This is a genomic window from Pseudomonas sp. NBRC 111127 (assembly GCF_001320345.1).
GTDB lineage: Bacteria > Pseudomonadota > Gammaproteobacteria > Pseudomonadales > Pseudomonadaceae > Aquipseudomonas > Aquipseudomonas juntendi.
This window is the reverse complement of the sequence record NZ_BCBD01000131.1, coordinates 1-15,123: the sequence shown is the minus strand read 5'-3', so window position 1 is coordinate 15,123 and position 15,123 is coordinate 1. Positions and strand designations below refer to the sequence as shown.

General features: G+C 63.9%; 15 protein-coding genes and 1 riboswitch. Of the genes, 3 read left to right on the top strand and 12 right to left on the bottom strand.

Annotation, left to right across the window (positions count from 1 at the left end):
* From APH30_RS20460 to APH30_RS20425, 8 genes are all read right to left on the bottom strand, one after another.
* Window positions 1-221, bottom strand: a 221-nt coding sequence (locus tag APH30_RS20460; protein WP_054913596.1) for a DNA gyrase subunit A, incomplete at its 3' end; no start/stop codon positions are given.
* Between the two features lie 10 nt (window positions 222-231).
* Window positions 232-750 (bottom strand): TIGR02281 family clan AA aspartic protease, encoded by a 519-nt coding sequence (locus APH30_RS20455; protein ID WP_054913595.1) that lies wholly within the window; start codon window positions 748-750, stop codon window positions 232-234.
* The gene (locus APH30_RS20450; RefSeq protein WP_054913594.1) at window positions 747-1,733 is read right to left on the bottom strand and encodes an esterase-like activity of phytase family protein; all 987 of its coding nucleotides are present in this window, start codon (window positions 1,731-1,733) and stop codon (window positions 747-749) included. Before APH30_RS20450 ends, APH30_RS20455 begins: the two co-directional genes overlap by 4 nt.
* Entirely contained in the window at window positions 1,730-3,634 is a 1,905-nt protein-coding gene (gene parE / locus APH30_RS20445) for a DNA topoisomerase IV subunit B (RefSeq protein WP_009681328.1), read from the bottom strand. Before parE ends, APH30_RS20450 begins: the two co-directional genes overlap by 4 nt.
* 35 nt (window positions 3,635-3,669) lie before the next feature.
* A complete protein-coding gene (locus APH30_RS20440) occupies window positions 3,670-4,278 on the bottom strand; it encodes a YqiA/YcfP family alpha/beta fold hydrolase (protein WP_054904847.1) in 609 nt (202 codons plus the stop codon).
* Between the two features lie 275 nt (window positions 4,279-4,553).
* Window positions 4,554-5,351, bottom strand: coding sequence for a 3',5'-cyclic-AMP phosphodiesterase (gene cpdA, locus APH30_RS20435; RefSeq protein ID WP_054913593.1), 798 nt, complete (start codon window positions 5,349-5,351; stop codon window positions 4,554-4,556).
* 1 nt (window position 5,352) lies between these two features.
* Window positions 5,353-5,805 (bottom strand): DUF1249 domain-containing protein, encoded by a 453-nt coding sequence (locus tag APH30_RS20430; RefSeq protein ID WP_009681331.1) that lies wholly within the window; start codon window positions 5,803-5,805, stop codon window positions 5,353-5,355.
* A complete protein-coding gene (locus tag APH30_RS20425; RefSeq protein ID WP_009681332.1) occupies window positions 5,796-6,413 on the bottom strand; it encodes an NUDIX domain-containing protein in 618 nt (205 codons plus the stop codon). The genes APH30_RS20430 and APH30_RS20425 overlap by 10 nt, the downstream gene beginning before the upstream one ends.
* A gap of 186 nt (window positions 6,414-6,599) precedes the next feature.
* Between APH30_RS20425 and APH30_RS20420 the strand changes: the two genes are divergently transcribed.
* Window positions 6,600-7,346: an RsiV family protein gene (locus APH30_RS20420; RefSeq protein ID WP_054913592.1), complete on the top strand. Its 747-nt coding sequence runs from the start codon at window positions 6,600-6,602 to the stop codon at window positions 7,344-7,346.
* On the opposite strand, the gene cytX is transcribed toward APH30_RS20420, so the two are convergent.
* Window positions 7,315-8,598, bottom strand: a complete 1,284-nt coding sequence (cytX, locus tag APH30_RS20415) for a putative hydroxymethylpyrimidine transporter CytX (RefSeq protein WP_054913591.1) — start codon at window positions 8,596-8,598, stop codon at window positions 7,315-7,317. The genes APH30_RS20420 and cytX overlap by 32 nt on opposite strands.
* A 137-nt stretch (window positions 8,599-8,735) precedes the next feature.
* On the bottom strand, window positions 8,736-10,616 hold the full coding sequence (gene thiC, locus APH30_RS20410; protein ID WP_054913590.1) for a phosphomethylpyrimidine synthase ThiC: 1,881 nt from the start codon (window positions 10,614-10,616) through the stop codon (window positions 8,736-8,738).
* A 156-nt stretch (window positions 10,617-10,772) separates the two neighbouring features.
* Window positions 10,773-10,879: riboswitch (TPP riboswitch) on the bottom strand.
* 161 nt (window positions 10,880-11,040) lie between these two features.
* Between thiC and APH30_RS20405 the strand changes: the two genes are divergently transcribed.
* Window positions 11,041-12,477 (top strand): TolC family outer membrane protein, encoded by a 1,437-nt coding sequence (locus tag APH30_RS20405; RefSeq protein WP_054913589.1) that lies wholly within the window; start codon window positions 11,041-11,043, stop codon window positions 12,475-12,477.
* Window positions 12,478-12,636: 159 nt separating this feature from the next.
* On the opposite strand, the gene waaA is transcribed toward APH30_RS20405, so the two are convergent.
* Together waaA and APH30_RS20395 are read right to left on the bottom strand one after the other, a co-directional pair.
* Window positions 12,637-13,908, bottom strand: coding sequence for a lipid IV(A) 3-deoxy-D-manno-octulosonic acid transferase (waaA, locus tag APH30_RS20400; protein WP_054913588.1), 1,272 nt, complete (start codon window positions 13,906-13,908; stop codon window positions 12,637-12,639).
* A gap of 11 nt (window positions 13,909-13,919) precedes the next feature.
* Entirely contained in the window at window positions 13,920-14,810 is an 891-nt protein-coding gene (locus APH30_RS20395) for a LysR family transcriptional regulator (protein ID WP_054904853.1), read from the bottom strand.
* A gap of 85 nt (window positions 14,811-14,895) precedes the next feature.
* Between APH30_RS20395 and APH30_RS20390 the strand changes: the two genes are divergently transcribed.
* A partial coding sequence (locus tag APH30_RS20390; RefSeq protein WP_054913597.1) for a multidrug efflux SMR transporter occupies window positions 14,896-15,123 on the top strand: 228 nt, incomplete at its 3' end.

The window sequence follows — 15,123 nt, the reverse complement described above, 5'->3', positions numbered from 1 at the left end:
ACGGTACGCGCCGACTTCTTGTGCTTGGCATCGGCATCGAGCCCCAACTCGCTCATGGCATAGACAATGCGCCGCTGCACTGGCTTGAGGCCATCGCCGATATGCGGCAGGGCGCGGTCCATGATCACGTACATGGAGTAGTTGAGGTAGGCCTGTTCGGTGAAGTCAGCCAGTGAGCGGCGTTCTACGCCGTCCAGGCTGAGTTCCAGTGAGTCGCTCATGCGGGCCTCGTCATTTCAGGTTCTGGCGCAGCAGCATGGTGCCACCGCGCTGGGTAAATTCAAGTTGTTGCAGGGCACTCATGCCCAGTAGCACGGTGGGGCCATCCAGGCCCGGCACGACAATGGCGCGTACGTTCTGCAGGTGGATGTCGCCCAGTTGCAGGCTGGCCAGCCGCGTGCGGTAGCCCTCGGTGCGGCCATTGGCGGTACTCAGCAGCACCGGGCTGCCACGCGCCAGGTTCAGGTCACGGGCCAGCCCTTCGGGGATCGCGACGTCGGTGGCCCCGGTGTCCAGCATGAAGTGCACCCCTTGGCCATTGATCGCGCCATCCACCACGAAATGCCCCTGGCCATTACTCAGCAGGCGCACCTCGATGAAACCTTGGCCGTGCTCCGACTGCACCTGGCGGTTGGGGTTACGTTGGCTGTCTTCCCACTGGCCGAAAAAGCGCGTGGCCAGAAACAGCGCAGCCGCCCAGGCAAGCACCATCAGCACCCGCCCTGCGCGCTTGCCCGGTGCCTGGCTCACGGTTTGGCGCCCCAGCCGCCCTGAGGCGCCTCGAAGCGCCATACGATCGGGCGCCGCTCGCCGTCGGCACGGTCAGCGTTGTTGTTGTCCAACCCGACCCAGGCGCCTTTGCCGTCGATCACCAGCGCCTCGGCCAGGCCGAACGGCTGATCGTAGCGGCGCATCGGCTCCAGCGCCTCGGCGGCGAACGACCAGCAGCGCTCGACCTCGCCGCTGTTGGCGTCGCGCCGGCATATCCGGTAGGCGTTGCGCTCAAGGGTGAACAGCTTGCCCTCGAACCAGGCGAGGTCGGAAAAGTCGCGCGACAGGGCCCGGGCCTCTGGCATTTGCGGCGGCTGCATCTCGACCCCAGCCTCGCTCAGCAGCACGCAACCGCGCCCGCAGGTCCATACCGACTGCTGCCGTTCGATGGCCACCAGGCCACGCCGCTCGCGCTCGGCCGCCAGCCACAGGCGGTCACCCGCCGGGTTGATTGCCAGCCCTTCGAACAGCGCATTGAAGTTCAGCAGCATGCCACTGGCCCGCGCCTGACGGACCATGGCCGGGTCGATCTTGAGCCAGTCGGGCTCACCTTCGAGCGGCAGTTGCAGCACCGCAGCGTGGGCCTCGCTGACCAGGTACAGGTTGTTAGCCTTGTCGCAGGTGATGCCTTCGAAGTCCAGCGCGCCGCCACGAATGTACGACGCCGCCCAGTTGCGTGACTTCAGGCCCCACGGCAGGCCGCTTTCCGGCACCGGCGGCGCAGTGAAGACAAGCGCCTGCGCGCGCCAGGTAGCGCTCTGCTGGTCGAAGCGGTAGATGCGGTCATCGTCGCGGTCGGACACACCCCACAACGCCCCCCGGCAGAATGCCAGGCCAGACAGGTTGCCACCCCGCATACCGTCTATCGGGTGCTCGGCAGTCATCTTCAGCTCTGGCCAGTCGCCCGCCAGGCCCGGCAGGGCAACCAGCGCCAGCCAGGCCGCCAGAAGCAGACGAATCAAACCATGACCTCGGCGAGGTTACCTTTGGTTTCCAGCCAGTTCTTGCGGTCACCGGCGCGCTTCTTGGCCAGCAGCTTGTCCATCAGTTCGCAAGTCGCCTGCACGTCGTCCAGGGTCAGTTGCACCAGGCGCCGGGTATTCGGGTCCATGGTGGTTTCACGCAGTTGTGGCGGGTTCATTTCGCCCAAACCCTTGAAGCGGGTGACTTGGGGTTTACCGCGCTTCTTCTCGGCCACCAGGCGGTCGAGAATGCCATCACGCTCGGCTTCGTCGAGGGCGTAGTAGATTTCCTTGCCCAGGTCGATGCGGTACAGCGGCGGCATGGCCACATACACGTGCCCGGCCTCGACCAGTGCACGGAAGTGCTGCACGAACAGCGCGCACAACAGCGTGGCAATGTGCAGGCCGTCGGAGTCGGCGTCGGCGAGGATGCAGATTTTGCCATAGCGCAGTTGCGCCAGGTCGGTGGCACCGGGATCGACCCCGATGGCCACGGCAATGTTGTGCACTTCCTGGCTGGCCAGGACTTCGCCGCCGTCCACTTCCCAGGTGTTGAGGATCTTGCCGCGCAGCGGCAGGATGGCCTGAAATTCCTTGTCCCGGGCCTGCTTGGCCGAGCCACCGGCCGAGTCACCTTCGACCAGGAACAGCTCGGCACGCATCGGGTCCTGGCCGGCGCAGTCGGCCAGCTTGCCGGGCAATGCCGGGCCCTGGGTGATGCGCTTGCGCTCGACCTTCTTGCTGGCCTTGAGGCGGCGGCCGGCGTTGCTGATGGCCAGCTCCGCCAGTTGCATGCCCAGTTCAGGGTGGGCGTTGAGCCACAGGCTGAAGGCATCCTTGACCACGCCAGAGACGAATGCCGCCGCCTCGCGTGAAGACAGCCGCTCTTTGGTCTGCCCGGAGAACTGCGGGTCCTGCATCTTCATCGAGAGGACGAAAGTAATGCGCTCCCAAACGTCTTCCGGTGCCAGCTTGACCCCGCGCGGCAGCAGGTTGCGGAATTCGCAGAACTCGCGCATGGCATCCAGCAGGCCCTGGCGCAGGCCATTGACGTGGGTACCACCCTGGGCGGTAGGGATCAGGTTGACGTAGCTTTCCTGGATGCTGTCGCCGCCTTCGGGCAGCCACAGCAAGGCCCAGTCCACCGCTTCCTTGTTACCGGCCAGGCTGCCGCAGAACGGCTCATCGGGCAGGCGCTGGAACTCGTTGACCGAATCGACCAGGTAGGAACGCAGGCCATCCTCGTAGTGCCATTCGACCTTTTCGCCGCTGGCCTTGTCCTCGAAGCTGACCAGCAGGCCTGGGCACAGCACGGCCTTGGCCTTGAGCACGTGCTTGAGACGGCTGATGGAGAATTTCGGCGAATCGAAATACTTGGGGTCGGGGCTGAAATACACGCTGGTGCCGGTGTTGCGCTTGCCGACCGAACCCACAACTTCCAGCTCGCTGGCCTTGAAGCCGTCGGCGAAGGTCATCTGGTACTCGTTGCCGTCGCGTTTGACACGCACGCGCACCTGGGTCGACAGGGCGTTGACCACCGAGATGCCAACGCCGTGCAAGCCACCGGAGAACTGGTAGTTCTTGTTGGAGAACTTGCCGCCGGCGTGCAGCTTGGTCAGGATCAGCTCGACCCCGGACACGCCCTCTTCGGGGTGAATGTCCACCGGCATGCCACGGCCGTCGTCGCTGACTTCCAGCGAGTGGTCGGCATGCAGAATGACCTGCACGGAGCGGGCGTGACCGGCCAGGGCTTCGTCGACACTGTTGTCGATCACTTCCTGGGCCAGGTGGTTGGGGCGGCTGGTGTCGGTGTACATGCCCGGCCGCTTGCGGACCGGGTCAAGGCCCGAGAGGACTTCGATGGCGTCTGCGTTATAGGCGCTAGCGCTGGGATTGGCCATAGGGTCTCGTCGTCAGTCTGGTGAGTGCAAAAAAGTCAAAATACAGAAAAATCGAGCGCTGCATACTGCCCACGCGCAATACCGGCAAACGCCAGCAGGGCCGGCAGGCGCTCGGCAAAGCCCTGGAAACTGTGGTCACCACCGGCCTGGATGCGCAGGGCACAAGCACGGTAATAACGTTCGGCATGGCGGTAATCCAGGGTTTCGTCGGCGGTTTGCAGCCACACCTGATAGCGGCTGGCATCGACCGGCGCTGGCACTTCCAACTCGGCCAGGGCCTGCACGTGGTCCAGGGTCAGCTCCCAGGTTTCATCGGTGTAGTGGTTGCGCTGGGTACCCAGGTAGCCGTCAAAGTGCTTGTGCGGGGTAACCGCCGGGTTGACCAGCAAGGCCTTGAGGCCATGGCGCTCCGCCAGACAGGTGGCATAGTAGCCGCCGAGCGAACTGCCCACCAGTAATGGCGCGCCCAGTTCGGCGATGGCCGCCTCAAGCTGGGCGATGGCCTGGCGTGGGTGATGGTGCAAGGCGGGCACCCGCAGTTGATCGGCCAGGCCGAGCCGCTGCATGACCGCTTCGAGCTGGCGCGCCTTGGTGGAAAGCGGCGAGCTGTTGAAGCCATGGATATAGAGGATGGAACCCGACATGCTGCCCCCGGAATCTGTGGCTTCGCGCCTGATGATGCGGGCGCAGGGACGCGCAGTGTAGCGCGTTCGCCGGGTTTTGACGCAGCGTCACGGGTTTCGCAACAATTTCTTCACCATAGCCCGCTGCAACAGGGCACCCTGTAGGAGCGGCCTTGTGTCGCGATGGGGGTGCGAAGCAACCCCCAGAATTTCAGCTTCGCCGCAGACATTGCCGGGGCCGCTTTGCGGCCCTTTCGCGACACAAGGCCGCTCCTACAGTTGACTGCGCAACCCGCTCAATAACCTGGGCTATCGAAGTCGAGCTTCACTTCAAAGTCCCACGCCCGCTCCACCCCGGTCTCCAGCCGCCCGTCGGCATGCAGGCGCAGCCAGCGGTACCCAGGCTGCTCTTCGCTCACCTTGAAGTCCTCGCTGCGGGCCGCGAACTGAATGCAGGTCGAAGGCGTAGCCAGCAGGCGCCGACCATCGCGCACTTCATCCCACTCCTGATGAACGTGCCCCCACAGCAATGCCCGCACCTGTGGGTAACCTTCAATGATGTCAAACAGCGCCTGGGCATTGCGCAAGCCGATCGGGGCGATCCAGGCGCAGCCGATGTCTACCGGTTGATGGTGGAAACAGACCAGGCAATGGCGCCCGCCCGCCCCTTTCAGCGCGGCCTCCAGCACTGCCAGCTGGTCATCCCCCAGCAAGCCATGTGTGGCGCCGTGCACCGCCGTGTTGAGCATCACAATACGCCAGGCGCCGATATCGGTTACCGCCTGGACCAACTCCGGCGCCACTTCGGCCATGATCCGGGCCTCATCATGGTTGCCCGGCAGCCAACGGCTTGGTACGCCAAACGGCGCAGTCAGCTCACGAAAAGCCTCATAAGAAGCAACGCTGGCATCCTGGGACAAATCGCCCGTGCACAACAGCAAGTCGACAAGCGGTTGCTCGCGCCGCACCTGGGCTACCACATGGCCCAAACTTTCACGGGTTTTGAGGCCCAGCATGCTGCCGGCCGGGTCGGCGAAAAGATGGGCGTCGGTCAGTTGCACCACATGTACTGGGCGCGGGTGGTCTGCATGCATGTCAGCGAACGCTTGCCAGTTCGTGGCCACAGGCCAGGCAGTGACTCAGCCATTCACCGAGGAACAGGTTGAGCTGGGCCTTTTCGTCTGGCTGGTGCATGGCCTCGTTCGGGTAGGGGTAGATGCTGCGCAGGCGCCGGGCATGTTCGGCGCTGATCACTTCGGCCATGCGCGCATCGTGATACACCTGCACCTCCAGGTGCGGCACCGGCAGCCACGGCAAGCTGTGCTCCTGACGTATATGCAGGGTGGTGGTGTACGGGCAGGCCAGCACCACGTCGAGCACCAGCACGCCAAGCATCTGGTCGCCCTGGGTCATACCGATGCGGCGCGAGCTCTGGGTGGTACGCATGTCCGGCAGCAAGCGCATCAGCCGGGCATAGTTGGCCTCACAGGCAGCCTGCAGCCCGGCCAGGTCGACTCGATAGCGCTCGCGCAGCAGGTTCACTTCCACATACCTCGTACTTCGTCACGGTTCAGCGCCAGCCATTGCAAGCCGATGATGGTCGCCGCGTTGCAGATGCGCCCATCGCGCACGGCCTGCAAGGCATCTTCGAACGACCAGACCCGCACGCGAATGTCTTCACCCTCGGCCTCCAGGCCATGCAGCCCCCCTGCCCCTTCGCTGCTGCAGTGCCCAAGGAACAAGTGCACATACTCATCGCTGCCGCCTGGCGACGGGAAGTAGCGGGTCATCGGCCACAGGGCACTGAAAGTCAGGCCCGCTTCTTCTTCGGCTTCGCGGTGGGCGACTTCCTCGGGTTGCTCGTCCTTGTCGATCAGCCCGGCGACCATTTCGATCAGCCAGGGGTTTTCGGCCTTGCCCATTGCACCGACGCGGAACTGTTCGATCAGCACCACTTCATCGCGCAGCGGGTCGTAGGGTAGTACACACACCGCATCGTGACGCACGAACAGTTCACGGCTGATCTCGCGCCCCATGCCGCCCGCAAACAGCTCGTGGCGCAAGTGCACCTTGTCGAGCTTGTAGAAGCCCTGGAAGCAGTTTTCCCGCTTGACGATCTCGACCGCCCTGGGCACTGAGTTCAACGTGTCTGACATGGAAATCCTCGCTACCTCAATCACAGCATCGCGCCATCCTACTCCGCACGCCAGCGCGTTTCACCCCTTTCCAGCAACCATTCGCACAGTCGGGACAGCACGTGCGCACTCTGTTAGCTTAGTGGCGAACCGAAGGCCGCGCAGACGGTCAAAGGCCGACTTTTCCCTGTTTTTGCAAGGATCATCATGACCATTGTCAAACTGACTTCCGTGGCCGTGCTGGCACTCGCTCTGGGCGCCTGCCAGAGCCTGTTCACGCCCAACTACCGGACCCCGCTTGAGGTCAAACGCGACGCCTGGGAGCATGTAAAACCCGGTTGCAGCGAAAGCGATTGCCCGCTGGTGAACATCGACATGGTGCACTTCCCGGCCCTGCCCAAGCTTGACGGCATCGTCGAAAAGCGCTTGCTGCAACTGACCGAAGACAATCAGCATGGCACCGCGCCGGCCACCCTGCAGGCCTATGAAAAGCAATACCTGGCCACTGCCGACAAACGTAACAGCAGCTACCTGCAAGCCAAGGTACGCGAGCAGCATGACGGCCTGGTGATCATCGAACTGTCCAGCTACCTGGACAGCGGTGGCGCGCACGGCATGCCTGGGCGTGGTTTCATCAACTACTCCCGCAAGCTGGACAAGGTGCTGACCCTGCAGGACATGCTGCTGCCTGGCCAGGAAGAGACGTTCTGGAAAACCGTCGAAGAGTCGCACCGCGCCTGGCTGATGAGCGTGGGCATGGACAAGGACGCCGAGTTCGTCAAGACCTGGCCGTTCAAGAAGTCGCCGCACATCGCCCTGACGTACGGCGCACTGGTGGTCAAGTACGAGGTCTATGCCATCGCGCCCTATTCCATGGGCCACGTGGAACTGAAGATCCCTTACCCGCGCCTCAATGGCGTGCTCAAGCCTGAACTGTTCCCCGGCCGCGGCTGAGGCTCAACAGCCCGTGCAGCACCCCTGCCAGCAGCAATGCTGGCAGGGTGGCGCCCAGCTCGGGTGCATTGGCGGCAATCAGGTGGTAGGCCGCCACCCCCACGAACCAGGCCAGCAGCGCCTGCCAGTGCAAACCCTTGACCTGTACCGGCAAGCCACGGCGACGCACTACATAGTGGTCCACCAGCACTACGCCGAACAGCGGCGCAAACACCGAACCGATCAGCAACAGGAAGTTCTCGTACTGAGCCAATGGCGCCAGCAAGGCGATCAGGGTGCACAGCACGCCGATGGCCAGTGCCAGGTGCTCCACCTTCAACGGCAGCAGCACCCCGGTGGAGACCGCCGCCGAGTGGATGTCGGCGAATGCCTTTTCCGACTCGTCGAGCAGAATCAGCAGCAACGGAACCCCCATGCCGGCGCCAGCCAAGGCCAGCAGCAACGCATTGACTTCGCCACTGGCGGCGAAGGCCAGGGTGTAGGCCACGCCCAGGCTCATCAGCCAGGTATTGCCGATGAAGTAGCCCAGCACGGTACCGCCGAACACGTGCCTGCCATTGCGGGCGAAACGTGAATAGTCGGCGATCAGCGGCAGCCACGACAGCGGCATGGCAATGACGATGTCGAAGCCTACTGCCAGCGACATAGAGCCATCCCCGGCGCGCCCCCACAACTCAGCCAGGTCGGCCTTGGCGAACAAGTTCCAGGTCAGCCAGACGCAGGCGCCCAGCAATAACCAGATACCCCAGGCGCGCAACACCTTGCGCACGAATGCCAGTGGCCCGCTCACCGCCAGCAAGGTCGCCAGGGCACCAAAGCACAGGGTCCACAGCATCGGGCTGTTCCAGGCGCTGTGCTCACCGAACGCACGTGCGCCCAGCAGGCTAGCGGCATCGCGCATGACGATGATCTCGAACGCCCCCCAGCCCACCAGTTGCAGCAAATTGAGCACCGCCGGCAAGCGCGTGCCATGGCTGCCCAGGCTGAGCTTCAGGGTGCCCATGGCCGACAGGCCGGTGTCACTGCCGATGACCCCGGCGGCGCCCAGCAACAGCACGCCCACGCCGGTGCCCAGGGCAATGGCCAGTACGGCGCCAGCAAGGCCCAGGCCCGGCGCGAGCATGGCGCCGACTTGCAGCACCATCAGGCCGATGCCCAGGGAAAACCAGAGGGAGAACAGGTCACGCGCGCCGAAGATGCGCTGGTGGGTGGGGACCGGGTGGTCGGGGGAGAACGGGCTGGGTGATGTCATGGTTGGCGCTCGCCGGCAATGTTGTTGGTGTTCCTGGCGAGGACTTCGTCCTCGTATCGCGACGCAAGGCCGTTCCCACAAAAAACGCCCTGGTCTTGAGCCTGGTGCGGTTCCAGCGGGAGCCGGCCCCAGCGTTCTCAGACCTTGTGGTACAGCTGGCTGCCTTCCTGGCGGAACCGCTCGGCCTGCTCACGCATGCCTTGCTCGACCGTGACGTCCACGGCTTCGATCTTGGCGGCGTACTCCCGCACTTCCTGGGTGATCTTCATCGAGCAGAACTTCGGCCCGCACATTGAGCAGAAGTGCGCGACCTTGGCCGACTCCTTGGGCAGCGTCTCGTCGTGGTAGGCGCGGGCAGTGTCAGGGTCGAGGCCGAGGTTGAACTGGTCTTCCCAGCGGAACTCGAAGCGCGCCTTGGACAGGGCGTTGTCGCGGATTTGTGCGCCGGGGTGGCCTTTGGCAAGGTCGGCAGCATGCGCGGCGATCTTGTAGGTGATGATGCCGGTCTTGACGTCATCCTTGTTCGGCAGGCCCAGGTGCTCCTTGGGCGTCACGTAGCAGAGCATGGCGCAGCCGAACCAGCCGATCATTGCCGCACCAATGCCCGAGGTGATGTGGTCATAACCCGGGGCGATATCGGTGGTCAGTGGGCCGAGGGTGTAGAACGGCGCCTCGTCGCAACATTCCAGCTGCTTGTCCATGTTCTCCTTGATCAACTGCATCGGCACGTGGCCAGGGCCTTCGATCATGCACTGCACGTCATGCCTCCAGGCAATCTTGGTCAGCTCGCCAAGGGTTTCCAGCTCACCGAACTGCGCAGCGTCGTTGGCGTCGGCGATCGAGCCGGGGCGCAGGCCATCGCCCAGCGAGAAGCTGACGTCGTAGGCCTTCATGATTTCGCAGATTTCGTCGAAGTGGGTGTAGAGGAAGTTTTCCTTGTGATGGGCCAGGCACCACTTGGCCATGATCGAGCCGCCACGGCTGACGATGCCCGTGACCCGCTTGGCGGTCAGCGGCACGTAGCGCAGCAACACCCCGGCATGGATGGTGAAGTAGTCCACACCCTGCTCGGCCTGCTCGATCAGGGTGTCGCGGAACAGCTCCCAGGTCAGGTCTTCGGCCACCCCGTTGACCTTTTCCAGGGCCTGGTAGATCGGCACGGTACCAATCGGCACCGGCGAGTTGCGGATGATCCACTCGCGGGTCTCATGGATGTGCTTGCCGGTGGACAGGTCCATGACCGTGTCCGACCCCCAGCGGATGCCCCAGGTCAGCTTGGCCACCTCTTCCTCGATGGACGAGCCCAGGGCGCTGTTACCGATATTGCCGTTGATCTTCACCAGGAAATTACGGCCGATGATCATCGGCTCCAGCTCCGGGTGGTTGATGTTGGCCGGGATGATTGCACGGCCACGGGCAATTTCCTGGCGCACGAACTCGGGGGTGATCTCTTTCGGAATGTTGGCACCAAAGCTATGCCCGGCATGTTGCGCGTCGAGCAGGCCTGCGGCGCGCGCCTCTTGCAGCTTCATGTTCTCGCGGATGGCCACGTATTCCATCTCGGCGGTAACGATGCCCTGGCGGGCATAGTGCATTTGCGAAACATTGGCGCCGGCCTTGGCCCGGCGCGGGTTGCGCACGTGGGCAAAACGCAGCTTGGCCAGCTCGGCGTCGTTCAGGCGCTGCTGGCCGAAGTCGGAGCTCAGCCCGGCCAGGCGCTCGGTGTCGCCACGCGCGTCGATCCAGGCCGACCGCACGTCGGCCAGGCCTTTGCGCACGTCGATGATCACACTGGGATCGGTGTAGGGGCCGGAGGTGTCGTAGACCAGTACCGGAGCATTGGACTCGCCACCGAAATCGGTCGGCGTGTCGGCCAGGCTGATTTCCCGCATGGGTACGCGGATATCCGGGCGCGAGCCCTGCACATAGACCTTGCGCGAACGCGGGAACGGCTGCACGGACTGCTGATCGACTTTTGCCGATTCGCTGAGGTTGAACGTTTTTTCTTGTTGGGTCATCACAGGCTCTCCAGACGGCTTCCTAGCAGTGGAATGTCGGGGTGAACCTGAATGGCGCGGACGCATCCATTAGTGGATGCAGTGCCGGATATGGGGGTGCCTTGAAGCTGCATGCAGCTGTGACAATCCCGGACCTGGCACAAGAGGCTCCCCGGGAAGGCGAGCAATCTTGTTCCCTACGCAGGCGCTAACCTGATCAGGTTCAACGGGATCCGCACCTCTGCGATCTCAGCCTTTGCTTCAAGGCACCCCGACAAGAACCTGCGCAGTCTAGACTGCTGTGGTCGGCAAAGCCAAGCGGGTTTCTGCGCAGATGATGAAAGGCGCGCCCGGCGATTGTTGCCGGGGGGCACATGGCACTAAACTGGCGCATCGCCAAATACTCAACGGTTCAGTAATTCAATTTCGTACAAGGATTGCCTTTATGCTGCGCAAACTCTCACTGGCAATAGCCGTGTCTTGTGCGTCCAACGGAGTGGCCTGGGCAGCGGACGCGCCCCAGACGGTCAAGACCGACCTGGTCAGCGTGTACCAGGAAGCGGTCGACAACAACGCCGACCTGGCAGCAGCACGCGCCGACTACGGCGCACGCCGTGAGGTGGTACCGCAGGCCCGCGCCGGCTTGCTGCCGAACCTGTCGGCCGGGGCCGAGATGATGAATACCCGCACCAAGCTGGACGAGCCGTCGATTACCTCCAACCGCAGCGGCAACGCCTGGAGTGCAACCCTGGCCCAGCCCATTTTCCGCGCCGACCGCTGGTTCCAGTTGCAGGCCGCCGAGGCGGTCAACGAACAAGCCGCCCTGGAGCTGTCGGCCACTGAGCAGAACCTCATCCTGCAAACGGCCCAAAGCTACTTTGCCGTGCTGCGCGCCCAGGACAACCTGGCCGCGACCAAGGCTGAGGAAGCCGCGTTCAAGCGCCAGCTCGACCAGTCCAACGAACGCTTCGATGTCGGCCTGTCGGACAAGACCGACGTGCTGCAGTCGCAGGCCGGCTACGACACTGCCCGGGCCAACCGGATCATCGCCGAACGCCAGGTACAGGATGCCTTCGAAGCGTTGGTAACGCTGACCAACCGAGAGTACAGCTCGATCCAGGGTGTGGTGCATAGCCTGCCAGTGCAGGTACCTACGCCGAACGATGCCAAGGCCTGGGTGGAAACGGCCGGGCGCCAGAACCTCAACCTGCTGGCCACCAACTATGCGGTGTCTGCCGCCGAAGAAACCCTGCGCCAGCGCAAGGCCGGCCATGCGCCCACCCTGGATGCGGTAGCCAAATACCAGAAGGGTGACAACGACAGCCTCGGCTTTACCAACCCTGCTCCCCAACAGAACGTTCGCTACAGCGGCGACGTCGAGCAGACCAGTATCGGCCTGCAACTGAACATCCCGATCTACAGCGGCGGCCTGACCAGCTCGCAGGTACGCGAGGCTTACCAGCGCCTGAGCCAGAGCGAACAGCAGCGCGAGAGCCTGCGCCGCCAGGTGGTGGAGAACACCCGCAACCTGCACCGCGCGGTGAACACCGACGTGGAACAGGTCCAGGCACGCAAGCAGTCGATCATCTCCAACCAGAGTGCGCTGGAAGCGACTGAAATCGGCTACCAGGTCGGCACCCGCAACATCGTCGACGTGCTCGATGCCCAGCGCCAGCTGTACACCTCGGTGCGCGACTACAACAACAGCCGCTACGACTACATTCTCGACAACCTGAGCCTCAAGCAGGCCGCCGGCACCCTGAGCCCGCAAGACCTGAAGGATCTGGGGCGTTACCTGAAGGCCGACTACAACCCGGACAAGGACTTCTTGCCACCGGATCTGGCGGCTGCTGCAGCCAAGAACTTCGAGCGCCGCCCTTGAAATCAGGGAGCACGCGGACAGTGTAGGAGCGGCCTTGTGTCGCGAAAGGGGGGGCGCAGCGCCCCCGGGATTTTCGCACGACCGCAAGATTGTCGGGGCCGCTGTGCGGCCCTTTCGCGACACAAGGCCGCTCCTACAGGGATCGCGCCGCTGCGAATATCAGCGCATTAGCGCAGCCAGCCCATCGAGCAAGCGCTGCAATGCACCTTGGTTGGCCTGCATCACCGCCCTGCCCGCCGCGCCCATGCGCTGGGCATCCTGCGGTAACTCGACCAACCGCCGCACGGCCTCGGCCAGCCCGTCGGCATCGTCCACCTGCTGCAACGCCCCTGCCTCTACCAGCATTGCGCTGATTTCGAGGAAGTTGAACACGTGCGGCCCCATGATCACCGGCAAGGCCAGTGCTGCCGGCTCCAGCGGGTTATGCCCGCCGGTCGGCACCAGGCTGCCGCCCACGAAGGCGATATCGGCCAGCGCATACAGAAACAGCAATTCGCCCATGGTGTCGCCCAGCAATACCCGGGTTTGTGCGTCGACGGGCGCGCCAGTGGAGCGGCGAATGGTGCTGAACCGTTCGCTGCAAAGCGCATGCACCGCATTGAACCGCTCAGGGTGGCGCGGCACCAGGATCAGCAAGGCATCGCCATGCACCTGCAACAACTGCTGATGCGCCTGCAGCACCAGCGCATCCTCCCCCTCATGGGTGCTGGCAGCAATCCACACCGGGCGCTGCGTAGCGCCCCATTGCTCGCGCAACACCCGAGCCCGTGGCAACAGCTGCTCATCGACCTTCAGGTCGAACTTGATCGAGCCGGTCACCTGCACGCAGTGCGGGCGGGCGCCCAGCTCACGAAAGCGTTGCGCCTCGGTTTCGGTCTGCACGGCAATCAGGTTCATCTCCGCCAACATCGGCCGCGTCAGCCTGGCAAAGCGCCCATAGCCACGGGCCGAGCGCGCAGAGAGGCGGGCATTGGCCAGTGCCACCGCAATACCGCGCTTGGCGCACTGATGAATATGGTTGGGCCACAGCTCGGTTTCCATGATGATGCCCAGTTTCGGCTGCACATGGTCGAGGAAGCGCCCCGCCGCCCACGGCAGGTCGTAGGGCAGATAACAGTGCTGCACACGGGGTTCGTCGGCGAACATGGCGCGAATGCGCTCGGAACCGGTAGGGGTCATGCAGGTGAGCGTGATCGGCAGTTGCGGGTAGGCCTTGAGCAAGGCGCGCACCATCGGCGCCGCGGCAATGCTTTCGCCGACCGACACCGCGTGCACCCAGATACCGCCCTGGCGCATGGCCGGCAGCCTGACGGCAAACCGCTCGCCGATACGCTGGCCATAGGCCGGCGCCTTGCGCGCGCGAAGGTACAGGCGCAGCGCGACCAGCGGCAGGCCCAGGTGAAAGAGCAAGGTATAGAGGGTTCTGTTCATGGCAGCGGAGTTTACCCGATCGCGCGCAAGTGCACTGCAAAGCGCTCGGCCAACCATTGCGCAGCAGGGCCCAGGGGTTCATCACGGCGCCAGGCCAGTTCCGCCACCAACGCCGGTGGGCGCCACTCACTGTCCAGCTCCACCATGTGCGTCTGGTATGTGGGGTACTGCACGACATGCCGTGGCAACCAGGCCCAGCCCAGGCCGCGCATCAACAGCTCCGCCAGGACGTAGAAGCTGTCGGCACGCCACACCTGCGGGCTGATGGCCTCGCCACCGGGGTAACCGCTTTGCTGCGGGGTGATCAGCAATTGACGATGGCGGGCCAGCTGTTGGCGAGTGACCCGGCCACGACCCGCCAGCGGGTGGTCGACCGCACAGACCGTGACCATTTCCACACTGCCCAGGGCGCGCCGCTCCAGGGTTGCCGGGATGCTCTCGTGGTGAAAGAACAGCCCCAGGTCGGCGCGCCGCTCGACCAGTTTGCGCGCCACATCACCCTGGGCCCCGCTGGCCAGTTGCACCTCCAGCAGCGGAAAGTGGCTGGCCAATTCATCGAGGCTGTCAATCACCGGCTGGTAGGGCATGGCTTCGTCCTGCGCCACGCGCAGCAAGGCCTCCTGCCCGCGCATCAACGCCAGCGCACGGCCATCCAGGCGTTCGCACTGGCGCAGCAGTTCACGGGCATCTTCCAGCAGCGCGCTGCCGTTTTGCGTCAGTTTCGGCTGCCGGCCACTGCTGCGCTCGAACAGGGTGACGCCCAGGTCGGTTTCCAGCAAGGCGACCGCGCTGCTGATCGCCGACTGGGCCTTGCGCTGTTCACGGGCCACGGCAGAGAACGAGCGCAATTCTGCAACGCGCACAAAGGTTCGCAGTTGTTCGAGGTTCCACTGCTCGGCCATTGGCCTATCTCCAAAATTGATAGGTAATGACTTTACCGCATCCAGGTTGAGCCTAGAATGCCCGCCAGAACCGGAGGATCCCACCATGAATGCCTACACCTATCTCGCCATTGCCATCTGCGCCGAAGTCATCGCCACCGCTTCGATGAAAGCGGTAAAAGGCTTGAGCACGCCGTTGCCGCTGCTGCTGATGGTGGTGGGCTACGGCATTGCGTTCTGGATGCTCACCCTGGTGGTGCGCAGCATTCCGGTGGGTATTGCCTATGCCATCTGGTCGGGGCTGGGCATTGTGCTGATCAGCGTGGCGGCGCTG